Genomic DNA, 24,902 nt, shown 5'->3' on the forward strand with positions numbered 1-24,902 from the left:
CTTCCGCTCACCGCACGACGCGCCGGCCCGCGCGGGTCGTATCGCTGCCGTCAACGGCCGAGGATATTCGGCTATTCCCACCCACCGCGCGGCCGGGCCTGATATAGCACGTCGGAGGGCGGCGAAATACCTCGATCGGTGCGGACGCCACTCAGCCGAACAACTCGCGGTAGGTCGGAATGCCCGCCACCGGGTTCGCCCGCAGGACCGCGTCCACGATCGCCCGCTCCACACAGACCGCGGCCGCGGTGCACAGTTCGTCGAGCAGCAGCAGATCCGCCGGAAACGCGGGCGGCAGCGCGATATTCGATTCCGCGGTCGCCGTGCCGGTGGCCAGCGCGAACAGAGTGTCACCGTCCAGCGGGGAATGGGCGGGACGGATCGCGCGGGCCAGCCCGTCGTGCGCGGTGACGGCGAGGCGGCGACATCCCGCCGGATCCAGCGCGGCATCGGTGGCCACCACACCGATGGTGGTGTTGAGCACGGTTCCCTTCACCGGCAGGGCATTGGCGCGGGCCAGCGCTTCGGCCGTGGCGGGTGCCAGACCGAAATGCTCCGGTCCGTCGGTACCCGCTCCCCACGGCAGACCGGTCCGCGGATCGAATACCGAGCCGACCGGATTGGCGACCACCAGCGCACCGACGGTATGACCGGCGGCCGGGCCCGCGGTGAAATGCACACTGGCCGTGCCGATTCCGCCTTTGAGGGAACCGGCACGCGCGCCGGTACCGGCGCCCACACTGCCGCGCTCGAACACCGCACTCGCCGATTCCGTTGCGCGATAGCCGAATTCCGCGGTCGGCCGGATATCCCACGCCCCCACCGGGAGATCGAAGATCACCGCGCCCGGAACGATCGGCACCACCCGCGAGGGATCGGCCGGATCCATCGGAATGCCCTCGCCGTCCTCCTCCAGCCGGCGCATCACCCCGTCGGCGGCCGCCAGCCCGTAGGCGCTGCCGCCGGTGAGCAGTACCGCATTCCCCTGCCGCACCGTCTGTCCGGGATCGAGCAGATCGGTCTCGCGAGTGCCCGGTCCCCCGCCGCGCACGTCGACCGAGGCGGTGGCGCCGCCCGGCACGCGCACCACGGTGCATCCGGTCGCGGCGCCCGAACCCAGCGTCGCGTCCGGATCGAGTTCGTGATGATGGCCGACGAGCACACCAGCGACATCGGTGATCGAATCGCGAGGTCCCGGCACCGAAGTCACATGTCCTCCTGCAGAGGTCGGCATCCGCGCGGCGAGAGCGGAGTCAGGGAGCGAGGGCGTGCAGCAGCGAATCCTGCATCCAGGTGAGCCAGTGGTAGACGTCCAGGTGCGGGGCGCGGGGGTCGTCCGGATCGAGTTGGTCCGGCGTGTCGGGATCTATGCCCAGTGCGGTGCCGAGCGCGAGCCGCACGTCGTTGAGCGCGTTCAGCCAGGCGTCGGCCTGTTCGGGGGTGAGCACGATCTTGCCGCCGCGCTCGGGCAGGGTTTCCAGAACCACCGTGCCGGCGGCGACCTTCGCGTCGATGATCTCGGGTTCGTGCAGGCTGCGCAGAGCGCTGTTGAGATCGGCGCGGTCGGCGTCCGGGGAACCGGGTTCCTTGCGATGGAAGTCGGGCAGCAGCCGCGCCAGCCGCGGGTCCTCCGGCGCAGCGCTGTTGCCGGTGCGAAGTCCGGTCAGCTCCGCGAGATCGTCCTCGGGGGTGGACCGGGCCCGATCGGTGAGCAGTCCGGTTACCGCCCCCACCAGCGAACGCAGAACGTCCGCCTCCCTGGGGTCCATTTCCGACCGCAGCTTGAGCCCGCTCAGCGAGTTCTTCCTGCTCCACTTGCGCACGGGGCTACCGTAGCCGTCGCGGTCACTGGTCACGTTGCATGGTCGCCCAGAGTCCGGCGGCATGCAGACGCTGAACGTCGTGCTCCATCCTGTCCCGGGACCCCGACGACACCACCGCCTTGCCCTCGTTGTGTACCTGCAGCATCAGTTCGGTTGCCTTGGCTTTGCTGTAACCGAACAGCTTTTGGAAGATGTAGGTGACGTAGTGCATCAGGTTCACCGGGTCGTCCCAGACCACCGTGACCCACGGCCGGTCCTCGGCCTCCAGGATCTCGGTGACCTCGACGGTTTCCGGTGTGGCCTGAGCCGCCGACAACTGTCCGGCTACGGCGCATACGCGGCTGCTCCGCCCCGCCCACGACTGCCCCGGCCATGCCGTGTCCTGCGGGCCCGTCGCTCGCGCCGCTGCCTGGTTCGCGCCGACCGGACCGGCGGCGATCCGGACGGCGTCTCTCATGCACAGACCCATACCCTCAGAGTACGACGCGCCTCCGGATAAACAACACCCGCGCCGAGCAGGTCCCGAAGGCCATCCGCGCCGCCGCGCGTCCGGTATGTCTACAGTGGCCGCGTGGACACATCGGCCGCCGCCGCGAGCACCGCCCTGCTGACCGACCAGTACGAGCTGACCATGCTCGCGGCCGCCCTGGCCGACGGTTCGGCCCAGCGGCAATGCACCTTCGAGGTATTCGCTCGCCGGTTGCCGCACGGCCGCCGATACGGCGTCGTCGCGGGTACCGACCGGTTGCTCACCGCGTTGCGGGACTTCCGTTTCGGCGAAGCCGAACTCGCTGTGGCAGCGCGATTCCTGGACCCGCGAACCCTGGAATGGCTGCGCGATTTCCGCTTCACCGGCGATATCGACGGCTATCTGGAAGGCGATCTCTACTTCCCCGGCTCGCCGATCCTGTCGGTGCGCGGCAGTTTCGCCGAGTGCGTGGTGCTGGAAACGCTGATCCTGTCGATCCTCAACCACGACAGCGCGATCGCCGCCGCGGCGGCTCGGATGGTCAGCGCGGCCGCGGGACGCCGGATGATCGAGATGGGTTCGCGCCGCACCCACGAACTGGCCGCTCCCGCCTGCGCCCGCGCCGCCTATCTGGCCGGATTCGACGCCACCTCGAATCTGGAGGCGGTGCGGCGCTACGGGATTCCCGGCGCCGGCACCAGCGCTCACGCCTTCACGCTGCTGCACAGCGGACCGGACGGGCAGCACGAGGCGGCGGCGTTCCGCAGTCAGGTCGACGCGCTGGGCATCGGAACCACACTGCTGGTGGACACCTTCGACATCACCGCCGGGGTGGCCCGGGCCATCGAGGTGGCCGGGCCCGAATTGGGCGGTGTGCGTATCGATTCCGGCGACCTGGGCGTCCTGGCGCGGCAGGTGCGCGATCAGCTCGACACCCTCGGCGCGAAACACACCCGGATCGTGGTGTCCGGCGATCTGGACGAATACGCGATCGCCGCCCTGCGCGCCGAACCGGTCGACGTCTACGGCGTGGGCACCTCCCTGGTCACCGGGTCGGGCGCGCCGACCGCCGGAATGGTCTACAAGCTGGTGGAAGTCGAGGGCGTACCGGTGGCCAAGCGCAGTAGTCACAAACAGTCGCGAGGCGGTACCAAGCGCGCCGTGCGACTGTCCCGCGACACCGGCACCATCGTCGAGGAGATCGTGTATCCGGCCGCGGCACCCCGACCCACCGGCAACGGGTACGAGGTGCGGGATCTGCTGATTCCGCTCATTCGCAAAGGCGAGCCGGCAGCCGATTCACCGGACCTGGCCGGCAGCCGGGAGTTGGTGGCACGCGGCCTGGTCAGCCTCCCCTGGGAAGGTTTGAAATTGTCCGCGGGCGAACCGGCTGTCGCGACCACATTCCTACAATGAAGGAGAGGCAACCGGCGCGAAACGAGGTGCGGGAGATGGGTAGAGCACTCATCGTCGTCGATGTGCAGAACGACTTCTGCGAGGGCGGCTCCCTCGCGGTCGCGGGCGGCGCCGCGGTGGCCCGGCAGATCAGCGAGTATCTGGTTGCCCGGGGCGACGACTATGCCGCCATCGCCGCCACCCGCGATCTGCACATCGATCCGGGCGGCCACTTCTCCGATCGGCCCGACTTCGTGGACACCTGGCCGCGTCATTGCGCCGCCGGCACCCCGGGTGCGGATTTCCACCCGAACCTGGAGACCACACATTTCGAGGCGGTGTTCTCCAAGGGCGCCTACAGTGCCGCCTATTCCGGCTTCGAAGGGGCGACCGAAGAGGCGGTCGGATTGGCGGAGTGGTTGCGCGCCAAGGGCATCGACGCGGTGGACGTCTGTGGCATCGCCACAGACCACTGTGTCCGCGCCACCGCCGCCGACGCCCGCGCGGCGGGTCTGTCCACGCGGGTTCTACTCGATCTCACCGCGGCGGTGTCGGCGGAGACGACGCAGATCGCGCTGGATCGTCTGCGTGCGGCTGGTGTCGAGTTGTCCGGACAGGTCCCTGAACTGAACTGAACTGAGCCTCGCTGAACTGACCCGACCCGCCCCGCGGTCCCGGGCGGACCGGACTTCGGCCCCGCCCGACCTCAGCCGGCCAGGAAGCCGACCAGCGCACCGGCCACCGCCTCGGGGTTCTCGACTTGGGGATAGTGACCCGTCGCGGGCGGTTCGTCCAGCACTTCGAAGCGCGCTCCCGGCAGCCGTTCCCGCAGGCGGGGAAGGAGATGGCCGCCACTGATCGGATCGGCCGGACCCCATACGAAAAGCGTGGGCCCGGAATACGTTTCGAGCGCCTGCTGCCAGCGTTCGGCATTGGCCCGGCGCTCGGCGTGGTAGCGATTGAGCGCCCATTGCACGTGCTTACCGCCGCCGTCGGTCATCGCCAGCCACATCTGATGCAGATCGGCATCGGGGACCGGGCGCCCCAGGATCTTGCGCAGGGTCATCCGGAAGGTCGTCTCCGACATGAGCGGATTCAGTATCTTGCCGATCGGGGTGGTCATCAGATGCTGAATCGGCAAGGGCCGGTACAGGTCCGGGTACAGGCCGCCGTTGAGCCAGGCCATCCGCTGTACCCGCGTACTGTCGCGGGCCAGTAACTCCTGTGCCACGCTGACCCCGTAATCGTGTGCCACGAGCGCGGTGCCGGTGATTCCGAGCCGCTGCCAGAGCTGTTCGACCAGCGTGGCCTGTTCGGTCATCCGGTACTCGTGCCCGCGCGGTTTGTCGCTGGCACCGAAGCCGAGGAAATCCAGAGTCGTTACCCGGCAGCCGGATTCGGTGAGGGCGGGCAGGATCGAGACCCAGTCGTGCGAGGACGTCGGATATCCGTGCAGCAGCGTCACCGGCCGCCCGTCGATCGGGCCGTCCTGCCGGTGGAAGATCCGGTGGCCACTCAGTTCCAGGTGTGAACCCCCGGCGATCCAGGTGCGGTAATCCGGCTCCACGCGCGTCTCCTTCCCCGTACCGCACCCCCTGATGCGGATTACCGCCAACCCTACTGGCCGTCCCGGACGCGGCCACCGGATCCGGCGTCACCGCGACGGCCCCTGTGGACAACCGCCGGCCTGTGCACAACCTCGCGCGGACGGGAGCGGGCAGGCACGGGCGACCGCCGCCGGTCGGGTCGATTGTCGGCAGGGGGCGCTAGTCTTCCTGGGTGCCCGAACTCCCGCCCGTACCGACCCTGCTGGCGACCGCCGTGGAAGCACTCGGCGGTACGGCGCGTACCGGTCAGCAGACGATGTCGGCCGCGGTCGCGCACTCCATCGACACCAAGGAGCACCTGGCCGTCCAGGCCGGAACCGGCACCGGTAAGTCGCTGGCGTATCTGGTGCCGAGCCTGCGGCACGCGGTGCAGAGCGGACGCACGGTCGTGGTGTCGACGGCCACCATCGCGCTGCAGCGGCAGCTGGTCGACCGCGATCTGCCCCGGTTGGCGCAGGCGCTGGAGAAACCACTGGGCCGGCACGCCCGGTTCGCGATCCTCAAGGGCCGCAACAACTATCTGTGCCTGCACAAGATCAACAGCGCGATCCCGGACGAACCACCGGAGACCGAACTGTTCGACGCCTTCGCGATCTCCCGGCTCGGGCGCGAGGTGCAGCGACTCAACGAGTGGGCCTCCGATACCGAGACCGGCGACCGGGACGAACTGGTCCCCGGCGTCAGCGACCGGGCATGGCGCCAGGTCAGCGTGTCGGCGCGGGAATGCCTGGGCAAATCGCGCTGTCCCTTCGGCACCGACTGCTTCGCCGAACGCGCTCGCGCGGAATCAGGACAAGCCGATGTGGTGGTCACCAACCACGCGTTGCTGGCCATCGATGCCATCAGCGGCATCCAGGTGCTGCCCGAACACGATGTGGTCGTCATCGACGAGGCGCACGAACTGGTGGACCGGGTCACCGGCGTGGCGACCGCGGAACTGTCCACCGCCACCATCACCGCGGCGGCCAAGCGCTGCACCAAACTCGTCGACGAGGGCGATCTCGACCGGCTCGAGGGTGCGGCGGAGGCTTGGCACGAATTGCTCGAGGATCTGCCGGCGGGCCGCTGGGACGAGTTACCCGCCGGCGGCGATCAGGTTCTGGCGCTGCTGCGCGACGCCGCTTGGACCGTCCGCACCGCCCTCGCACCTCCCGGTTCCGGTGCGCCACAAGGCGATCCGGAGGCCGCCGCGGCCCGCAACATGGCGGTGGCCGCGGTCGAGGAGGTGCACGATACGGCCGTGCGCGCGCTGACGGCGTTCGAGGAACCCGATCCCGCGGCCCGCCGCGATGTGCTGTGGCTGGCGGTGGACGAGGTGCGCGGCGTCGCCCGGCGCACGCTGCACATGGCCCCGCTCTCCGTGGGCGGGTTGCTGCGCAGCCGGTTGTTCGGCACCGCGACGGTCATTCTCACCTCGGCCACGCTGCAGGTCGGCGGATCCTTCGACGGATTGGCCGTCACCTGGGGCCTGCCCCCGCAGACACCCGATCGCGCCGGAACCGACGTCCCGGGCGCCGACCGCGCGGACAAGGGCATCCGCCGCATCGACCCGGCCATGGCCAACGGGGCCGAAGCGCCCGCCGACACGTCGGCCATGCGCTGGAATTCGCTGGATGTGGGCTCACCCTTCGATCACGCCAAATCCGGCATCCTCTACGTCGCCAAACATCTCCCGGCCCCCGGCCGCGACGGCCTGGCCCCGTCCTATCTGGACGAGATCGAGCGGCTGATCGAGGCGGCCGGCGGGCGCACGCTGGGGCTGTTCTCCTCGATGCGGGCCGCCAAGGCCGCCAGCGAGATCCTGCGCGAACGCCTGGACACGCCGATCCTGTGCCAGGGCGAGGACGCCACCGGCACGCTGGTCGGCCGCTTCGCCGACGATCCCGCGACCTCGCTGTTCGGCACGCTCTCGCTGTGGCAGGGCGTGGACGTTCCGGGACCGTCGCTGAGCCTGGTCATTCTCGACCGGATTCCCTTTCCCCGGCCCGACGATCCACTGCTGGTCGCCCGGCAGCAGGCCGTCCAGGCGCGCGGCGGCAACGGCTTCCTGACCATCGCGGCCAACCACGCCGCCCTGCTGCTGGCTCAGGGCACCGGACGGCTGCTGCGCAGCGTGCACGATCGCGGCGTGGTGGCGATTCTGGATTCCCGGCTGGTGACCGCCCGGTACGGCGGATATCTGCGCGCCTCGTTGCCGCCGTACTGGGAGACCTCCGATCCCGAAGTCGTCACCAAGGCGCTGCGGCGGCTGACCGCCACGGCCGCCGATCTGACCACCGCCGCCGAAAAGTGAACCGAACCGTTATGTGACACCACCCACATTGGCTGGGAACCTACTTCTATCCGGAAGTAAGTTGGCGGGCGATACTTCCGATGCACCCCCAATTCCCACATCGGAGTATCCGAGGTCCCCGCGTCGCGAACCCTGCACGCGACGTGGGGACACTCATATCGCCCGGCTCGCGAAACTACTTCACCAACAAGGTGATCACCGCGGCCACCACACCGATCACGACCGCGCCGACTCCCCAGACGATGCCGTGCCGCTGCCACGGCCGCCCGTGGTCGACCGAGAACCGGCCCGGGCCGGTGAAGCCCAGTGCCACCGCGACCACCGCGAACAACAGGGCGGATTCGTATCCGGCGAGCCCGTGCGGCCAGGTCACATGCATCGCATTGATCATGGTGCCGAGCACGATCGCGGCCGCCAGGGGCGTCACCAGCCCGAGGAACAGCAGTCCGCCGCCGACGGCCTCACACAGCCCGGCCAGGGTGGCGAAGAATTTCCCGGGGTCGTAACCCATCTGCTGGAATCCGTCGGCGGTCGCGGACAGGCCGTAACCGTTGAACCAGCCGAAGAGTTTCTGGGTGCCGTGCACGAACAGCAGTCCGCCGAAGACCAGCCGCAGCAGTAGGAGGCCGATATCGGCGGCGACGGGATCGGCGACCGTCCGGAATTCCAGCGAGCGGGCGGTCCGGGTTTCGGTGTTGGCGGTCATGATCGCGGAGTCCTCATCTCGTTAGTTGGCGAAAGCAAAACGGACTGCGGTCCGATTGATAACACGGTCACCAACCGAACCCGGTTCACGGAGTTGTTCCGTGCGGTTCGTTCCGTCCGGCTTGCTTATAGGACGAGGAATCCCCGCCGAACTCATCGGCGGCCGCCGAGCGGTCTACTCGGCGAGGAAGAAGAAGTACGCGAGGAAGACCGCCATCAGCACCCACATGACCGGGTGCACCTCCCGCCCGCGCCGCCGCGCGACCATGACGACGGGATAGAAGGTCAGCCCCATCGCGATTCCGTTGGCGATCGAGTAGGTCAGCGGCATCATGATCACGGTGATGAACGCCGGAATCGCGAATTCGAGCTTGCTCCAATCGATGTCGCCGAGCGCGCGCGACATCAGCACACCCACCACGATCAGCGCCGGCGCCGTCACGGCGGGAACGTCGGCCACCACCGCGAAGATCGGGAAGAAGAACATGGCGGCCAGGAACCACCCCGCGGTCGACACCGCGGTGAGCCCGGTACGCCCGCCCGCACTGACGCCGGCCGTGGATTCGACATAGGCGGTGGTCGTCGAGGTGCCGATGATCGCACCCGCGGCGGTACCGATCGAATCGGCGGCCAGCGCCTGCGCGGCGCGCGGCAGTTTCCCGTCGGGCCCGAGCAGCCCGGCCTGGTTGGCGATTCCGATCAGCGTGCCCGAGGCGTCGAAGAAGTCGACGAACAGCATGGTCAGCACGACGATCGCCATCTGGCCGGTGAAGGCGTGCGGCAGATTCACGATGGCCTGGCCGAAGGTCTGGTCCAGCCCGTGCGGCAGCGCCACCACCTGATGCGGCAGATGCACCAGCCCGCTGACGATGCCGACGACCGTCGTGCAGACGATGCCGTACAGCACCGCGCCGTGCCAGCCCAGCACCAGGAAGACCACCGTCACCAGCAGTCCGAACAGGGCCAGCAGCGTGGTCCCCTTGGTGAAATCACCCAGGTGTACGAAGGTCGCCGGATCCGAGACCACGATCCCGGCGTTCTTGAAGCCGAGGAACGCGACGAACATGCCGATCCCCGCGCCGACGGCAAGTTTCAGCTGCAGCGGAATCGCGTCGATGATCTTCTCGCGGATCTTGGTCACAGCGAGGATGAAGAAGATGATGCCCGACAGCAGCGTGCCCGACAGCGCAACCTGCCAGTCGATCCCCATCCCCAGCACGACCGAATACGCGAAGAAGGCGTTGAGCCCCATCCCGGGCGCCAGCGCGATCGGATAGCGCGCCCACACCCCCATCACCAGCGTGCCCACCACCGCGGCCACCGCGGTGGCGGTGAACACCGCCTGGGTCGGAATGCCGCGCGATCCGAGTTGACCGTGGTCGCCGAGAACCGCCGGGTTGACCGCGAGCACATAGGACATCGCCAGGAAGGTGACGGTGCCGGCCATGAGCTCGCGCTTCATGGTCGATCCGAGCCTCGCGATTCCGAAGTAGGAATCGAGGCGTCCCTTGGACCGTGACAGGACGTCGACACTGCTCATGTACTGCTCTCCACCCTCGCCCCGGACCTATCGGACTGTGCCGAGGGCACCGTATCGGTCCCGGACCGGTCGATGCCATTCAGATCGGCGAACATGCGGCAAATCACGTTCCCCGATATCCGCGCTGACCAGACGTTCTACGGCCGCGCCGCGGCGACCAATCCGAGTTCCGCCGGGCCCGACAGCAAACGGTGTCTGGGCAGCACGCGGACGGTATACCCGACGGCACCCGAATGCGGCACCGGCGTGGTGACCGCGAACTGCTCGGTGCCGGCATCCGTGGCGATGTGGTCCATGTCGACGACCTCGGTATCGGTCAGCTCGTCGTCGGAACCGACCCGGCCCAATACCGCCTGCACCACCACGTCGCCGACGGACAGCCCGGCGAGATCGATGCGGGCCCGCAGCGACAGTTCCGCACCGATCACCGGAATATCGGGCAGGCCGGAGCTGTCGACCTGCAGGACCTTCACCTGCGACCACGCCCCCTCGAGGCGGCGGCGGTAGTCGGCCAGCTCCCGCGCCCCGGCGAAGTCGTCGGCCGCGACCGCGGCGTACGACGCGGCGGCCGGAAGGTAGTAGCCGGTGGTGTAGTCGCGGACCATGCGCGAGGCGAGCACCTTCGGGCCGAGGGTGCGCAGCGTGTGGCGCACCATTTCCATCCAGCGCACCGGCAGGCCGGAGTCGTCGCGCTCGTAGAACCGCGGCAGCACCGAGCGCTGCAGCATCTCGTACAGCGCGGACGCCTCCAGATCGTCGCGCCGATGTTCGTCGCGGACGCCGTCGGCGGTCGGGATGGCCCAGCCGTTGTCGCCGTCGTACATTTCGTCCCACCAGCCGTCGCGGATGGAGAGATTGAGGCCGCCGTTGAGTGCGGCCTTCATCCCGGAGGTCCCACAGGCTTCCAGCGGACGCAGCGGATTGTTCAACCACACATCGCAACCCCAGTAGAGGTAGCGGGCCATCGACATGTCGTAGTCGGGCAGGAACACGATGCGGTGCCGCACCGCCGGATCGTCGGCGAACCGCACCACCTGCTGGATCAGTGCCTTACCCCCGTCGTCGGCGGGATGGCTCTTACCCGCGACCACCAGTTGCAGCGGCCGCTCCGGATCGAGCAACAGCGCGCGCAGCCGGTCCGGATCGCGCAGCATCAGCGTGAGCCGCTTGTAGGTGGGCACGCGCCGGGCGAATCCGACGGTCAGCACCCCGGAATCGAAAACCTCGTCCACCCAGCCCAATTCGGCCGGGGCCGCGCCGCGTTCGAGCCAGGAATCCCGCAGCCGGCGACGCACCTCGGCGACCAGCACCGCACGCAGCGCCGCCCGGGTCTCCCACAGCTCGCGCAGATCCACCGACCGCAGCTGTTCCCAGCCGCGCGCCTCGGCCACGAGCTCCGGCCCGACGAGATCGCGCGCCTTGGCTATCCATTCGCGAGCCGCCCAGGTCGGGGCGTGCACCCCGTTGGTCACCGAACCGATCGGCACCTCGGCCGCGTCGAATCCGGGCCACAGCGGCGCGAACATGTCGCGGCTGACCTCGCCGTGCAAGCGCGAAACACCGTTGGCGCGCTGGGCGAGTCGCAAACCGAGGTGGGCCATGTTGAACACCGAAGGATCGGCCTCACGTCCCAGCGCCAGGATCCGGTCCACCGAAATTCCCGGCAGCAGTGGCGATTCCCGTTCCCCGTGGGCGCCGCCGAAGTAGCGGCGGACCAGCCCGGCGGCGAACCGGTCGATACCGGCGGGCACCGGAGTATGCGTGGTGAAGACGGTCGCGGCCCGCACCGCGGCGAGCGCGGAGTCGAAATCCATTCCGCCCGACATATATTCGCGGATCCGCTCGATCCCGAGAAATCCCGCGTGGCCCTCGTTCATATGCCACACGTCCGGATCCGGCAGACCGCGAGCCCGGGTATAGGCGCGGATCGCGCGCACGCCGCCGATGCCGGCCAGAATCTCCTGTTTGATGCGGTGGTCCTGATCGCCACCGTAGAGCCGATCGGTCACCGCCCGCAGTTCCGGATCGTTGTCGCTGATATCGGAATCGAGCAGCAGCAACGGAATTCGCCCCACCTGCGCGATCCACACCCGGGCGCGCAGCACCCGGCTCTCGGGCATGGGCACGTGGACGAGCACCGGGGCGCCCTCCTCGGCCAGCAGTCGCAGCGGCAGACCTTGCGGATCGAGGTCGGGATAGCGCTCGGCCTGCCAGCCGTCGGCGGTGAGCGACTGCCGGAAATAGCCCGACCGATACAGCAGGCCGACGCCGATCAGCGGCAAGCCCAGATCCGAGGCCGCCTTGAGATGGTCACCGGCCAGAATTCCCAGCCCGCCCGAGTAATTCGGCAGCACCTCGGTCACACCGAATTCCATGGAGAAGTAGGCGATACCGCGCGGCGCCGGGGTTTGCGGTTGTGCGGCGTTATGCTCGGCGAACCAGCTGGGTCTGGTCAGATAGTCCCGCAGGTCGGCCTCGGCGGCGTCGACGGCCGCCTGATAATCGGGGTCCGCGGCCCACTCGTCGAGCCGCTCCGCGTCCACCTCGCCGAGCATCCGCACCGGATCGCGGCCGACCCGCGCCCACAACTCGGGATCCAGCTGCGCGAACACATCCTGAGTAGGCCCGTGCCACGACCACCGCAGATTGGCGGCCAGCTCACCGAGGGCGGCCAACCGCTGTGGCAGATGGGCACGGACGGTGAAACGACGCAATGCCTTCACGGGTTAGACCCTACACAGACCGGGTGTGATCCAACGGGATCGGTCGAGACCTCGATAGCCTCACCGAACAGGACGGGACCGCCCGACCGGCGGTCTTGGTCGCATGATCAAATTCTTGTCCGTTCCCGTTCGATCGCATCCGATCGCACCCAATTGCGTCACGAAAAACGTCACGTTGCACCGCGGACGTGATCACCCAGCTAACTCCGGGCGTCGAAAAGAAGGGGCTGCCGCGGCGACTTCGTCGCCTTGCCTCGTGGCTCCGTGGTCGTGGAATGCGAGAGCCCGCCGGGAGCGATCGGCTCGACCGGCGGGCTCTGTGCGCCGCCCGCGCTTGGGGCGCGGTGTCAGGTTATCGGTTCGGGGCTATGTGGGTACGACGCCGACGCGTTGCGCGAGCCGGCCAAGTTCTCCGGTGGTGAGGTCGCGGCGCGCTGTGCGCATCATGTGGCCCACCAGTTCGCGAACGTGGGTCATGTTGCGTACGTGCTGGGGGGCGGTGTGTTCGGCCCTCAGAAGCGCGTACAGAGAGTCGCGGTAGTTGCGCTGCATCGCGTGCGCGCGGCCGATTTCGACGAAGTATTGGGCGTGGCGGTTCTTGTTCGGCAGATCGTCGGGGCGCAGGGTGGGCGCGAGCGCCAGCGCTTGGCCGGGCTCGCGGCGTTCCAGCGCTGCCGACATGCGCCATAGCGTGATGTTCGGTGGCCGGAACGAGTCGTTGCGCGCGAGGGATGTGCTCGGCGCGGCCTCGGCTAGCCGGGTGGCTTGGTCGGCGGCCTCGGCTAGGTGCGGTTCCGGGTCGCCTCCCATGGCCGCGGTGACCAACGACGCTTGCAATCGGAGCATCCCGGTTACTTCGACGTCCCCAATGGTGCGCACGTCGGCGGCGAGCTGGTCGGCGGTGCCTTCGGCTTCGGCGAGTGCGGATGCCAGTGCGCCGGGCCGGGTGAGCAGAATCTGTGAGCGGTAGAAAGCGGATCCGGCCGCGGCCGCGGGGCTGCCGGTGTGCTCGGCGGCGCGGCGCGCTTCGGCGGCCGCGGTCCATGCGAGCGCGGGATAGCCGCGGGCCTTGAGCGCGCTCGCGACGCCGTAGGCGATGTTGCCGAACACATCCCATGCCCGCGCATCGTCGGGCAGGTCGCGAATCAGGCGGTATCCGTCGATCAGCAGGGGCGCCAGCATCGGGCCGAGTGTGACGTACTCGCAGTCGGCGCGGAGCCGGTTCGCTTCGCGGGTAGCCGCCGTCAAGGCGTCTAGATTCCGGGGCGCGCGCTCGTCGGTGATGTTGCCGTGTGTCCATAGGGCCGTCTCGATTTCGGGGACGAACATATGGAATCCGGCGGTTACCGGGTCGAGTTTTTCTTGTTCCGGGTGCCCGGTGAGGTCGCCGATAGTGACGCCGAGTGCTCGCGCGAGCGCCAATAGGGTTGTGCGGGAATCTATTGGGCGCTCGCCATTTTCGTATTTGGCGATCGCGCCCCGAGATACGCCGACGCGATCGGCAAGTACCTGCTGGGTCATTCCGCGGCGAGCGCGAATCACACGCACCTGCTGTCCGACATAGCTGTCTTGTTCCTGCGGATTCTCAGTCATGGGATTTCCCTCGCACCGGCGCCAAAGCTCCACGATAACGGCAGCGTCCCAGTTGGGACAGGCAGCCGATAGCCGGTTGTCCCGTTGTGTCCCGCTGCGGGACAAAGTTTCCCGCGTCGGGCGTGACGCTGAGTGCGGTCCCGGCGTCGGTCGTACCGCGCGCCAAGCAGTCCCGGCGCCGGGGCCTTGAGCCGAATTCACCGACCGGCAAGGGGACCCGATGCGATCGCGAACAGTTGCGGAATCGGCGGTACTCGAAGTGTTGGCGCCCGGCGGAATGCTGACCGCCCGCCAGATCACCGCGCAAGCTCATCTGACCCGTTGGGCGGCGCGGCGCGCGGTAGGCCGGCTATCGGCGCGCGGCCTTGTCTGGCAGGTCTACAGACATGCGTGGTCGATCGCGCCCCGCGGCCGCGCGGAGCTGGCGGAGGGGGCGCGCTGTGTCGGGTAGTGACTGGCTGCTGTTCCTGCTGGCGCTGGGCCTGGTGGGCATCACGCTCGCCTGTGGCTGGCTGCCGCAGCGCCGAGAGGGGCGGCGGCGGCCGCGCGCTGACCGTGAGGACCGCCGGTGAAGGCGCGGCCGGTCGCGCTCGGCTGGGTGCATCCGGAGTCGCCCGCGATCGATTGGGACATGGCGCAGGTTCGCCGACTCGCGCGGCATCTCGGCTACTCGCTGGTGTGGCCGCCGGAGACCAGCCGCATACCCCTGGCCGATCAGGTGCGCGCGGCCGACGCCGAAGCGTTGATCACGCCGTCTACCGACCACATCGGCATTCTGACGCTGCACGCCGTGATGTGCATCGCGGATGTGGAGACCGTCACGCCGCGGTTGTCGTTCGCTCGCTGGCCGGAGAACAGCCGTAGCTGAGCGTCAGCTTGCCGCCGGGCCCGGCCGCGGCTGTGGTTCGGCGGGTGTGAGCTTGTCACCGCGCAGGACGAACGCGCGGCCGCCGACGATGTACCGGAGGTCGCGCGGCAGCTCCCACCGCGCCACGGCGATATCGTCCCCGGCGCGCAGGGCGGACAGGCGGGCCTCGAGTTCGGCTATCTCGCGGGCGTAGTCGTCGGTGGTGACGCCTCCGGCCGCGGCCGCCGCGCTGGACGCGGTCACCCGCTCGAGGCGTCGTGTCATCTCCTCGGCCAGGCCGCCGCGGATACCTCGCAGCCGCGGCCGGTCGGCGCGCTTGCTCGGGTCGGTCACGGTGGTGAGTCCTCCACTCGCCGAAGGTGTGACGTTATTCGGGCGCTGCCAGCGGTTTCGTCGGCGGCCGGTTGGCGGCCGCGCGGTGCGGCGGGCCCGGGGCCGCCGCACCGGCGCGGCTGAGCTGCGCGTTTCCGGGAATCTGGGGAACCGTACGGCGCGGAATGTGCAGCATTTCATCTATGGAGGGGCGGGCCGGGGTAGGGGGTCCCCCGTACCCCGGGCGAGGCATTCTCGCTGGTCAGACCGCAATTTCTCGATCGCCTCCCGGTACCGGGCCGGGCTCCACTGCTGGGCCATCGCGGTGCGGTCGAGGATCGTCTTCTTGCGGTGGCAGTGCGGCCAGGTGCGGTCATGGATCGCGGCCAGGTTCGCGGGGTCGTCGCTTCCGCCGGCGGATTTCGGTGTGAGGTGGTCGACGGTATCGGCGGCGCGGCCGCCGCAGATCCAGCACACGCACCGGTCACGGTCGAGGACCTCCCGGCGCACCGTGCGCCAGCCGGGAGGCTCCACCCACTTGCTTGCGCCAGCCCACGCAACGGTGTGCTCAGGACAGTAGGGCCCGCGCGTGATGCGGTTCTCGCACCCATCGCGCGGGCACTTCCGCGGCGCCCTCGGCACGCCTGCCTACCGGTTGTCGGGGTCGTAACCGCGGGCGTCGACCGCGAAGGGTCGCCGGTAGCCCGCTGGCGCGTGGGTATTGCGGATGCGCTCGCGCAGTAGGTTCGCGTTCTGCTCGATGATCGAGCGGGCCTGCCCGGCGCGCTTCAGCTGTTCGCGCGCGGTCCGATACTCCGGGGACTTCGCGTAGAGCGACGCCATCACCGAGACCTCTCCGGCTATCTTGCGGGACTGGATGTAGGGCACAAGTTCTTGAAGGAGGGTGCCGAGTTCCGGGCCGCGCGCCGCTGTGATCAGCTCGTCAGCCTTGCCCGGGAGGGCATCGTCTCGGGTGTTGTCGAGGATGCGCCGCGTCCGGTCCCAATAGCGCGTCGCGCGGAGCTCGGCGGCGGTGTCGCCGTCCGGCGAGAGGGCGGCCAGTACTGCGTCCACGTTGCTTTCGGCGGCGGTGTAGCGGTTGTTCGCGAGCGTCACCGCGGCGTCGATCGCGCGCCCGGCGTCGGTCTCGCTGAACCGTGCGATTTCCTTGCGCAGCCCATCGGGCGAGTACGGCGTCGGATCGATGGCGCCGATGTACTTCTCGAACTGCGCGGTGACCTTCTCGAGCGCTTCCTGTGCTTGCCCGATCGCGGACGCGCTGCCGTCGACGGTGGGCGCATGGCTGAACGGGATACGGCTCGCCGGAATGTCGGGCGGCGGCGCCGGTCGGTCGACCGTCAGCGGCGCATCCGCGGACGGATAGAGGTTCGGGCCATCGTTGTACGTGATGCTCATCGATTCGCCTTTCTGCTCGGCTACTTGCCCAGCAAGTAGTCCAAATTGCCGTCAGCGTGTGCTTGGACGATTTCCGCGGGCGTCATGTTCGCCAGGTCCGCGCGGTGGGTTATCTGCGACATGCGTTCCGCCCGCCGGAAGTCCGGCGACGGGTCGACCAGGCTGGACGGGGCGGCCGCCGGTGGCGGCCCGGTCGGTGTCGCGCGTAGCGGTTCGGGAATGGTGTGCTCGCTCATCTGGGCCTGCCTTCCTGCCACGGCGCCAGGTCGTACCGGCTGCGGTAGTAGGCGAGGGCAGCAGCCATATTGGCTACCGGGTCGCTGGTGTTGGTCATGGGCGCGAGTCCTTTCCGGTGGTTATGGCAAGGCGGCCATGAGGCCGATTGCCCGTTTCTGGTTGGCGCGTTCGGCCACGTCCATCAGGTCGGAGACGTCGGCAACGCGCGGCTCGTGCAGGTGGATCGAGTAGTCGTTTCCTGCGCTGCTCGCACTGCCCGGCGCGCTGGGAGCGAATGCGGCCGGGTTGATGCGGCCCGGTGACCAGTGCGACGAATTCACCGCTTCCAGCAAGGGCGCGTTGGCGGCCGCGGCCGCGGCGTTCACGACGAATTCGCCATTGGACAGCGGGGCAAGGAATCCGTCGGCTTCCGAGCCGCCGGGACCGAACGCCCATCCGCCCCGCGCGTAGCCGTGGCCCTGCCCCCACATCGTGCTCAGGTCCATTCCGTACCGGGCGCGGTAATAGCGAAGGGCCGCAACCATATTCGCGTAGGCGTCGGTGCGATCGTTGGGCAGTGCGGGGTCACGGTAGGCCGCGAACGTGCCGGGCGTGACCTGCAAGATGCCGACCGCTTCATTGCCGCCGGAGTTCACGTCGTGCACCTGCTGCACGATGGACGGATTGCCGCCGGACTCGCTCTGGATCTGCGCCAGCATGATGTCCACTTGGCCGGTGTCGAAGCCCTCTTTTTCCAGTGCGCGGATCGCCATCGGCCGCCACTGTTCGACGCCCGCGCTGGGGTTGTACCCGGCGCCGGCAGTGTCGGCCGGAGACGACGGATAGGCGCCCGTGGGAGCGCTGCCCTTGAAGCCGCTGGCCGGGTCCGTGTCGCTGGGCGGTGGCGTGAGAGTCGGTGCGGCACTGGGCAAGTTCTGCGGCGTGTAGGCGTAGGTGCCGCCCGCGGCCGCGCCGGACCCCTTGCCGCTGTAGAAGTCCACGACGGTGTTGAAGTCCTTGTTGTACACGTTGTTGTCGCTGAGGATCGAGTTCTCGAGCCCGAACGCGGACAGCAGACCGGTGGCCAGGATGCCCCCGGCCTTGCCGAAGATGCCCTGAAGGCTGATCGCCGACTTGTCTTGCTTGTTGCCGCTCTCAAGCGTGTTCTGTGCCTGCTGATACTTCAGGTCGGCGGCGCGCCGGTCCTGCGGTGTGGCGGCCGGATCGGCGTAGATGCGGTTGCGTTCGCTGTTGGCGGCGTCCACCGCGGCCTGATTCTGGATGCGCCGGATCTCGTCATCGGATAGCCGGCCCGGCAGCGGTGCTTGCGGGTAGAGCTGGCCGCCCTCGGCGTAGCCGCGGATGTGGGGAAAGCTGCCGTCGTTGATCGCGGACAGCTCCCGGTCGTACTTCGCGGAGCTGTGCCGGTTGATCACCCATTCCCCGCCATCGACGCGCGCCACCGGCGCGCCCGAGGCGTTCACGGCCAGGAATCCGTCACGGCGTTCGGTGCCCGGCCCACGGGTCGGCAGCTTGCCGCCGGTCGCGTTGCCCGTCAGCAAGGGGAGAAATTTGTCCGGGGTAGCTGGCCCGGACGGTTGCGGGCCCTGCTGGGTCGGCACCTGGGGGTGGTACTTGTTGTCGAATCCGAACGGCGCCACCTGAAGCTGAAGGAATCCCGGAATGCTGCCCTCGGTCTTCAGCAGATCGTCTAGCCGCTTCTGGAGCTTGTCGACCGCGCCGACCGCTTCGTCGGTGTTCGCGTGGAAGTTGGCGTTGAAATCGCCCGCGAGCGGTTCGTAATGCTTCAGCAAAGAGTCCGCCTGTTGCGCCGAATAGCCCATTGCCTCAATGGATTTCAGCGCTGATTGATACGTGGCGTCCGATGCCCGCCGGGCCGCGGCCTCGGCCTGGTCCGCGGTCTGCCCGTGCTGGATCGCGTCCGCGTAGGCGGCCGCGGTCACCTGGTCCCACGCCGGTTTCAGCTCACCGCGCAGCAGATCCCGCAACCGTTGCCCGCTCGTCGTGGTGGTGTCAATCGTGCCGTCCGCGGCAACGATCGCGCCCGACGCCTGCTGTGCCGATGAACCCATGTCGCCGAACGTCTTGTTCAGCTTCTCGTTGGCGTCCTCGAGCGACATCGTGTTGTCGTATCCGCGTTTCATCGCGGACGTGACTTCATCGATGGAGGCCGCGGCGTCGCGGCCGCGGTCGTTCAGGTCTTCGAAGGCCTTCGACATCTGCCCGGCCGCGGTGGCGTCTAACGCCCACTCGTCGCGCAATGTCTGCAACTTGGTCGCGGCGTCCTTGCCGCCGTCGCCCATGTCCCTGAGCCGGGTAATCATGTCGTCGAAATCGGGTTTGCTGCCCGTGATCTTCTGTGCGAGTTGCTGATTCGACAGGCCAAGAGAGTTGAAAGCGTCCTGCATGGCTTTGCTGTTCTGGCCGATCGAATCCCGCAACTCGGTGTTGTCGAGCACACCGCCGCCGACACCGAACAGCGAATTGGCGATCCCGGCCGCGCCCGCATTGATCTTGTCCTGAAGTCCCGGAATGTCTTTCGCGTTCGCCTCGAGGTTGTCTCGCAGCGACCGCACCGATTGCGCTTCGGCGTCGATCACCGAATCGTTCAGCTTGCCGCCGGAGGACTGCAACGCCCGCTGTAGCGCTTGGCTCGAGGTCACTGCCGCTTCGGCCTGGGAGTGGAATCGCTGCACGGCGTCGGCGCCCTTGCGTGCGGTGTCCTCGAACGACAGCACCGCGGTACCGGCGGCCGCTAGCCCGATCGCCCACGGGCTACCCAGCACGTTCAGCAGTCCTTGACCGGCGGCTTTGAACTTGCCGACGCCTCCCGCTTCGGCGGCCGCCCCGCCGGCCTTCGCGGCAAGCTGATCGATGGCCAGGCTTGCGCCGTCGATGATGGGTTTCACGGTCTTGAATCCGAGATAGGCCACAACCGCGGCTTCGACCAATTGCGGGTGCTCGGCCAGTAGCGACGCAGCGACTTGCAGGAACGGTGTCGCGATCGCCGACCACGTGCGGAATCCGTCCATCACGCCACCGAGTAGCCCCGGCAGCTGTTGCAGGAGCGGCACCAGGTTCGCGCCGTCCTGGCGCAACTCGGCGAAGAACTTCCCCAACTCTTGCTGACCGTGCGCCGACTTCAGGAACTCGGCCATATGCGCGGTCAGCTCATCGAGGGACCGCAACGACTGGCTGCCGTCGCCCGCGGCGCGCAGGATCGAGGCGAACGCGGAGCCCACATTGCCCGTGATGTGAGCGAGCTCACCCAATGATGTTGCGCTGGAATCGATCCACGCTTTCAGCGACCCATCGGCCGCGGTGCGCTGAATCAGCTTGTCGAACCGGATCGCGAGCTGATCGACCCCGGCGCCCATTCCGGGCAGTGATGCGCTGCCGACCGTGACGAGTGTGCGCATGGCTTCGGTGAACGGGCCCGCGGCCGCCGACGCCCCGGCGAACCCTCGCGCGGTGTTGTCCAGTGTCGTCTTGAAGTCGAGACGGGCTTGCGTGGTCGACAGCTCGGCCAGCGACGCGCGTAGGCCGCCGTTGATCGCGGTGTTGATTCCCACGATGCCGGCGCGTGCGTTCGGCAGCTGCACCCCGGCAAGGTTCTGGATATCGGCGCCGAGTCCGGCCGTGAGCGCGTCCTGTCCGGCCTTGCGGGCGTCGGTCCACGCCGGACCGATCCCGCGGATATCGGTGACCAGTTCGCGCGCGTTCGGCGACAGCTTGGCCATCGCGTCGGCCAGGCCGCTGCCGCCCCCGGCCGTCTTCGTCAGCTCCGCTTGTGCCTTCGCCAAACCTTCAGTTGCGGAAACCACTTCGTGCTCGGCGGAGGCTTGCGCCTTGGCGGCCGCCGCCACGCGGTCCTTGGCGTCGACCACTTGCTTGCTGCCTTCGACACCCTTCGCGTTCGCTTCGGCGGTGTCCTGGGCCAGGTCCTGGGTCTTGGTCTGCTGTTCCTTGAGCCGCTGCACGGCCTCGTCGTAGGTCAGCTGGGCGCGGCGGCGGGTGGTGCTATCGGCGGTCGGATCGAACTGCACCTGCTGCAACCGCTTCGCGGCCTCTTCGACACCGATCGAGGCATCCTCGGTCGCGAACTTCTGATCGGTCAACTGATCGTTCATGTCGCGCAGCGACCGCGACGCATCCCGGTAGGCGGTCGAAAGGTCCTGCTCCGTGCGCAGATACGCGCGCCCGGAATCCGCCGCATTCTGCTGGGCCTGCGACACCCGGTACTGAGCTTCGGATACGCCGGTGACCGCTTCACGCTGCCGCTCGGCGTTGTCGGTCGCGTTCGCCGACTGCTTCGCCGCTTCCTTGAACGCATCGGGAATGCCCTTGAAACCGACTGCGGCGGAACCGATTCCGGCGAGGCCAGCGAATCCGACAGCTGGGATCAGCGCGACCGCGCGTGAGGCTTGCCCGGCCGCGGACGCGATAGCCAGCAGATCGGCCACCGCCGCACCCGCACCGAGCACGCCCGCGACCTTCAGATTCAGAGTGCCGGCCTTTTCCAGCTCGCCCACGATCGCGCCGAATTGCGCCCGCGCCGAACCGGTCGAACGCTTGTCGACCTCGGCGCGCAGCGACAGCGGGTTGCGTTCCTGCTCGGCGCGAAACGCGTCCACATCCGCGCGCGCGGCCGCGGTGTCGGCATCGACATTGACCGTCACGTCTTCGGCCGCGGTCGCCCGGAACCCTTCGACATCGGCGCGGGCCTCGTCGGTGTCGGCCTTGAGCCGAACCCCGGCGTCGAGGCCCATCGCCGCCAGCTCGGCCTTCGCGTCGTTGACGAAGTTCTTGAACGAGGGCCGGACTCGGATCGCCGCTGTACCGGCGTCGTACTGCGGCATCAGGCGGCCTGTCCCGGATCGAGTGCCGCCGCGCCGCCCGGATCAGGATCGAGCGGCGGCCGCGCCTGCGCCACGATCAACGCGAAATCACGCGGAGACAACGCCGCAAGGAAACTGATCACACCATCGATCAGAAACTCGGTCGGCGCCGCGGGCACCGACGCTGTGGTCATTCCGAACATTGCGACGCCTCCGTCCAAAATCCTCCAGATACGAGAGAACCCCGCGCACTCGCCAAAACGAATGCGCGGGGTCCCGGCCTCGGCAGATCCTTAATCCCTGCGTAACCCTATTCGAGGTTATGACCGGATTTTCCGACTCGTCCAGAAAGACGACGTGAATGCGACATCTGACAGGCTCGCTCGAGAGCGGCGCGTGAGAATACCCACGAGCCACGGCCATCGATCCGCACACCGCCGAATTCCGGCGCGCGACGCTGCAATTGACGCAGCGAAAGACGCACGAGCCGCGCGGCTTCCTGCGCACCGATCAAATCCGAATCCGGCCAGCACTCGCCGGGGTCGGCATCCGCCGCGTCGCGCTGGAGGTGGCGATACAGGCCCGCGACCGGCGGCGGTATGCGGTCGCCTCGCGCGTTCCGGCGCTGTACGAAATCCGCCACCAGAAACCGCACGGCCGCAACTTCTTCGGCAGTGAGGATCATGCCCACTGCTCCCCACTCTTCGCCTCGCGCCATGCATTCAGTGCATTCTGCGCCCGATCACTTCCCCATTTGAGCCGCACTTGTACATCCCGCTTAGACTTCGGTTCTTGGTCGAGGGCTTCCAACTGCGCTACGTCGGCCGCTAGTTTCACCTCCGCCTTTTGTCGCGCAGCATCGCTTCCGCCGATGGCGAAACTAGTGGGCGGCGGCTGGTCATCTTCTCCCGGTGCGGAAATCACCGCGTCGAGAATTGCTCTGCCGTCGTCGGTTTCGCGCGGCACGAGGCGAAACAATCCGGCCGATGGTTCCTTTCCACCAGTCGGGCAGTGTTGCTTCAGTCCGCCGTGACGGTCCTTATTCACCTGGAGCCATGCTGCGCCGCCCCTACCGGGCGCGAACGCATCCTTGACCGTGACCCTGAGCGACACACCGCCGATGGCGCGCCGCTTGGCGGTTGTGCCGCTCGGGCCGAGCGTGCGCGATTGCTCTCCCTTGGCGAGATGGTCGATTACAAGCACCGCCGCACCGGTTTTCGACAGCGGTTTGAGTACCGCGCGATGTGCCGCCGTGTAGTCGTCAGCAGAGTTCGACGACGAGCCGAACATGGGCAACAGCTCGCCGAGCGAATCGACCACGGCTACATTCGGCTGCCAAAGTCTCATGTCGGCGACGACAGCGAGCATGTGTAGCCGGTCCTCGGGTTCGACGTACAGAAAGCGCTCACGGTCAGCCAGCACCGCAGGGTCTACCCCGAGCGCAAGCAGCCTCGAGACGGTCGGCCCGGGCCCGTTGTAGTCAAGGTCCACGATCAGCACGCGATCGGTACCGAGCGCGCTCAATGCCTCCCGCGCCGCCGCGAGCGCAAGCCAGGTCTTCCCGGATTCCGGGTCACCGAACAAGGTGTTGACTTCATCGGCATAGAACAGCGCGTGTCCGTCGTCGCGTGTTCCGTAGGCCGGTGCCGGCGGTTCCGGCAAGCCGCCCTCGAGCAGTGCGGCCACGTCAAAATATCGGCCGAAGTCCACTCGATTCGAGTGGTCCTGCGAATGGTCCTGAGTGGTCCCGGACCACTCAGGAGAGTGGTCCTCGGAGGATTCTGGGCCCAGGACCGCACTCGGAGAACGTTCGGCCAGGTGAGCGCCATTTTGGGACCGATGGTCCTGGTCCTCTCCCCCTATAGGGCCAGGACCAGGACCACTAACGCCAAAATGGTCCTGAGAGTGGTCCTCACCCCGCGCCGCCAACTGAGCGTCGTATTCGTCCCAGCAGGCGCGACAGTTGCGATTGAACGTCCTGTCTTGGGCACAGTGTGCTGTCGGCGGCGGCAGGGCCTCGGCGTGCTCACTGTCGCGGCTGAGGTGCCGCGCGCTCACCGCCAGAACGTCTCTGGGCGAACTGATTCTCGGGCGCACATGCGAACTGGGGGCCGGTGCTGACGCGCCCGGGGGCGCGGCCATCGCGGCCGCGCCCCCGGGGTTGTTCTGATCGCCGAAACCGGCGCGGCCTAGCTCCGCCAGGCCGCCGGACAACTCATCCAATATCGCCCTCCTCGATGTAGGGCGCCGAAGCGCGCAATTGTGTGCCCCCGCGTTGGATTGCTGCCCAAATCTCTGTCTCGGCCGCGCCGCCGAGCACGGCCGCCAAGATGCCCGCCGCGTACCTGAAGGCGGCGTGACGAAACGCGCTGCTGTTCATCGCCTGCTGTGCCGCAATCGGGTGATACTCACCGGCGAAGTAGATTCGCCCGCGATCGACCACGGGCGCGCCAAGCAGGTCATCGAGTGCCCGCGAAGCCTGCCGACGCTCACGGCGCCGGTCCGGCGCCGCGCCGCCGCGCGCGGCGACCGCGCGCGCCAGAATCCGGCCAAGGCCCGCATCCGAACCCCGGACCGCGACCGCCGTCGACCGCGGCGACATACTGTGATTCGTCACGGGCGACGCCCCTTCCGGCAGTCGGAGCACCGCAACGGCATCGTCGGGGCGGGTGCCCGGACCGTCCCCATCGAACCGCCGCACTCGTCGCAAACCAGCGCAACGTGTTCGGCCATCGACAGCGCCGCCGTAACCGCACGCCAGTTCGCGGCGACCGCATCCAGCCAACCGGCCAACCTGGTTGCATCGGACACCGAAATCTCTTCGGTGCCAACGAAAATCCGGCCACCGGCATACACGCTGACGGCTACCGGGCCGATGTGCCGGTGGGACAGTTCGGGCCCATCGAAACCTTGAGCACATATCTCGCAGTCGGGATACTCGGCCCGAGCCGCGTCGATGTCCATCTGTGCGCGGCGGCGGGCCTCCTGTTCTGCGATCACGTCGCGGTCCCGGCAACCAACGCCGTCCGCGCAACGGAGCACCTGGGCGCCACTGTCGTCACGTTCGGCGGTCGGGGCCCACG

At 68.2% G+C, this 24,902-nt stretch carries 24 protein-coding genes; 6 read left to right on the forward strand and 18 right to left on the reverse strand.

The window, feature by feature from the left end:
• Positions 1-151: 151 nt before the first annotated feature.
• Genes NN2_RS09300 through clpS form a run of 3 tightly spaced genes read right to left on the reverse strand, consistent with a single transcriptional unit; the run spans position 152 to position 2,280 of the window.
• Positions 152-1,210: a P1 family peptidase gene (locus tag NN2_RS09300; protein WP_245658629.1), complete on the reverse strand. Its 1,059-nt coding sequence runs from the start codon at positions 1,208-1,210 to the stop codon at positions 152-154.
• A 43-nt stretch (positions 1,211-1,253) separates the two neighbouring features.
• Entirely contained in the window at positions 1,254-1,823 is a 570-nt protein-coding gene (gene aosR / locus NN2_RS09305) for an oxidative stress transcriptional regulator AosR (RefSeq protein ID WP_063012315.1), read from the reverse strand.
• Between the two features lie 22 nt (positions 1,824-1,845).
• Entirely contained in the window at positions 1,846-2,280 is a 435-nt protein-coding gene (clpS, locus tag NN2_RS09310; protein WP_369817606.1) for an ATP-dependent Clp protease adapter ClpS, read from the reverse strand.
• A 114-nt stretch (positions 2,281-2,394) separates the two neighbouring features.
• Between clpS and NN2_RS09315 the strand changes: the two genes are divergently transcribed.
• A complete protein-coding gene (locus NN2_RS09315; RefSeq protein WP_063012223.1) occupies positions 2,395-3,708 on the forward strand; it encodes a nicotinate phosphoribosyltransferase in 1,314 nt (437 codons plus the stop codon).
• A 35-nt stretch (positions 3,709-3,743) separates the two neighbouring features.
• Positions 3,744-4,322 carry an isochorismatase family protein gene (locus tag NN2_RS09320; protein ID WP_063012316.1) on the forward strand — a complete coding sequence of 193 codons (579 nt, stop codon included), beginning with the start codon at positions 3,744-3,746 and terminating at the stop codon, positions 4,320-4,322.
• 71 nt (positions 4,323-4,393) lie between these two features.
• On the opposite strand, the gene NN2_RS09325 is transcribed toward NN2_RS09320, so the two are convergent.
• The gene (locus tag NN2_RS09325; RefSeq protein WP_063012225.1) at positions 4,394-5,254 is read right to left on the reverse strand and encodes an alpha/beta fold hydrolase; all 861 of its coding nucleotides are present in this window, start codon (positions 5,252-5,254) and stop codon (positions 4,394-4,396) included.
• A gap of 212 nt (positions 5,255-5,466) precedes the next feature.
• On the opposite strand from NN2_RS09325, the gene NN2_RS09330 reads away from it, so the two are divergent.
• Positions 5,467-7,587 (forward strand): ATP-dependent DNA helicase, encoded by a 2,121-nt coding sequence (locus NN2_RS09330; RefSeq protein WP_063012227.1) that lies wholly within the window; start codon positions 5,467-5,469, stop codon positions 7,585-7,587.
• Between the two features lie 175 nt (positions 7,588-7,762).
• On the opposite strand, the gene NN2_RS09335 is transcribed toward NN2_RS09330, so the two are convergent.
• The 4 genes from NN2_RS09335 to NN2_RS09350 form a co-directional block, all read right to left on the reverse strand.
• The gene (locus tag NN2_RS09335) at positions 7,763-8,293 is read right to left on the reverse strand and encodes a DoxX family protein (RefSeq protein ID WP_082856848.1); all 531 of its coding nucleotides are present in this window, start codon (positions 8,291-8,293) and stop codon (positions 7,763-7,765) included.
• 174 nt (positions 8,294-8,467) lie between these two features.
• The gene (locus NN2_RS09340; RefSeq protein ID WP_063012229.1) at positions 8,468-9,832 is read right to left on the reverse strand and encodes an NCS2 family permease; all 1,365 of its coding nucleotides are present in this window, start codon (positions 9,830-9,832) and stop codon (positions 8,468-8,470) included.
• Between the two features lie 137 nt (positions 9,833-9,969).
• The gene (gene glgP / locus NN2_RS09345) at positions 9,970-12,555 is read right to left on the reverse strand and encodes an alpha-glucan family phosphorylase (RefSeq protein WP_063012231.1); all 2,586 of its coding nucleotides are present in this window, start codon (positions 12,553-12,555) and stop codon (positions 9,970-9,972) included.
• Positions 12,556-12,921: 366 nt separating this feature from the next.
• Positions 12,922-14,181, reverse strand: a complete 1,260-nt coding sequence (locus NN2_RS09350) for a helix-turn-helix domain-containing protein (RefSeq protein ID WP_156511282.1) — start codon at positions 14,179-14,181, stop codon at positions 12,922-12,924.
• Between the two features lie 187 nt (positions 14,182-14,368).
• Between NN2_RS09350 and NN2_RS09355 the strand changes: the two genes are divergently transcribed.
• The 3 genes from NN2_RS09355 to NN2_RS09360 are packed head-to-tail and all read left to right on the forward strand — an operon-like array spanning position 14,369 to position 15,016.
• On the forward strand, positions 14,369-14,599 hold the full coding sequence (locus NN2_RS09355) for a MarR family transcriptional regulator (protein WP_063012235.1): 231 nt from the start codon (positions 14,369-14,371) through the stop codon (positions 14,597-14,599).
• A complete protein-coding gene (locus NN2_RS38920) occupies positions 14,589-14,720 on the forward strand; it encodes a hypothetical protein (RefSeq protein ID WP_281208253.1) in 132 nt (43 codons plus the stop codon). The genes NN2_RS09355 and NN2_RS38920 overlap by 11 nt, the downstream gene beginning before the upstream one ends.
• Entirely contained in the window at positions 14,717-15,016 is a 300-nt protein-coding gene (locus NN2_RS09360; protein WP_245658630.1) for a hypothetical protein, read from the forward strand. The genes NN2_RS38920 and NN2_RS09360 overlap by 4 nt, the downstream gene beginning before the upstream one ends.
• 3 nt (positions 15,017-15,019) lie before the next feature.
• Here the strand turns inward: NN2_RS09360 and NN2_RS09365 are convergent, their stop codons facing one another.
• From NN2_RS09365 to NN2_RS09410, 10 genes are all read right to left on the reverse strand, one after another.
• Positions 15,020-15,349, reverse strand: coding sequence for a hypothetical protein (locus tag NN2_RS09365; RefSeq protein WP_063012237.1), 330 nt, complete (start codon positions 15,347-15,349; stop codon positions 15,020-15,022).
• 180 nt (positions 15,350-15,529) lie between these two features.
• On the reverse strand, positions 15,530-15,862 hold the full coding sequence (locus NN2_RS09370; RefSeq protein WP_063012239.1) for an HNH endonuclease: 333 nt from the start codon (positions 15,860-15,862) through the stop codon (positions 15,530-15,532).
• A 114-nt stretch (positions 15,863-15,976) separates the two neighbouring features.
• Entirely contained in the window at positions 15,977-16,744 is a 768-nt protein-coding gene (locus tag NN2_RS09375) for a hypothetical protein (RefSeq protein ID WP_063012241.1), read from the reverse strand.
• A gap of 20 nt (positions 16,745-16,764) precedes the next feature.
• Positions 16,765-16,980 (reverse strand): hypothetical protein, encoded by a 216-nt coding sequence (locus NN2_RS09380; RefSeq protein WP_063012243.1) that lies wholly within the window; start codon positions 16,978-16,980, stop codon positions 16,765-16,767.
• Positions 16,981-17,100: 120 nt separating this feature from the next.
• Positions 17,101-21,840, reverse strand: coding sequence for a transglycosylase SLT domain-containing protein (locus tag NN2_RS38145; protein ID WP_063012245.1), 4,740 nt, complete (start codon positions 21,838-21,840; stop codon positions 17,101-17,103).
• Positions 21,840-22,013 carry a hypothetical protein gene (locus NN2_RS09390; protein WP_156511283.1) on the reverse strand — a complete coding sequence of 58 codons (174 nt, stop codon included), beginning with the start codon at positions 22,011-22,013 and terminating at the stop codon, positions 21,840-21,842. The genes NN2_RS38145 and NN2_RS09390 overlap by 1 nt, the downstream gene beginning before the upstream one ends.
• 116 nt (positions 22,014-22,129) lie before the next feature.
• Entirely contained in the window at positions 22,130-22,504 is a 375-nt protein-coding gene (locus NN2_RS09395) for a hypothetical protein (protein WP_156511284.1), read from the reverse strand.
• Complete coding sequence (locus tag NN2_RS36175) at positions 22,501-23,505, reverse strand: AAA family ATPase (RefSeq protein WP_218022014.1); 1,005 nt, start codon at positions 23,503-23,505, stop codon at positions 22,501-22,503. The genes NN2_RS09395 and NN2_RS36175 overlap by 4 nt, the downstream gene beginning before the upstream one ends.
• A 529-nt stretch (positions 23,506-24,034) precedes the next feature.
• Positions 24,035-24,436, reverse strand: coding sequence for a hypothetical protein (locus NN2_RS09405; RefSeq protein ID WP_063012253.1), 402 nt, complete (start codon positions 24,434-24,436; stop codon positions 24,035-24,037).
• The gene (locus NN2_RS09410; RefSeq protein WP_156511285.1) at positions 24,433-24,819 is read right to left on the reverse strand and encodes a hypothetical protein; all 387 of its coding nucleotides are present in this window, start codon (positions 24,817-24,819) and stop codon (positions 24,433-24,435) included. The genes NN2_RS09405 and NN2_RS09410 overlap by 4 nt, the downstream gene beginning before the upstream one ends.
• Positions 24,820-24,902: the final 83 nt, after the last annotated feature.

The sequence above is a fragment of the Nocardia nova NBRC 15556 genome, from assembly GCF_001613005.1.
GTDB classification, from domain to species: Bacteria; Actinomycetota; Actinomycetes; order Mycobacteriales; family Mycobacteriaceae; genus Nocardia; species Nocardia nova.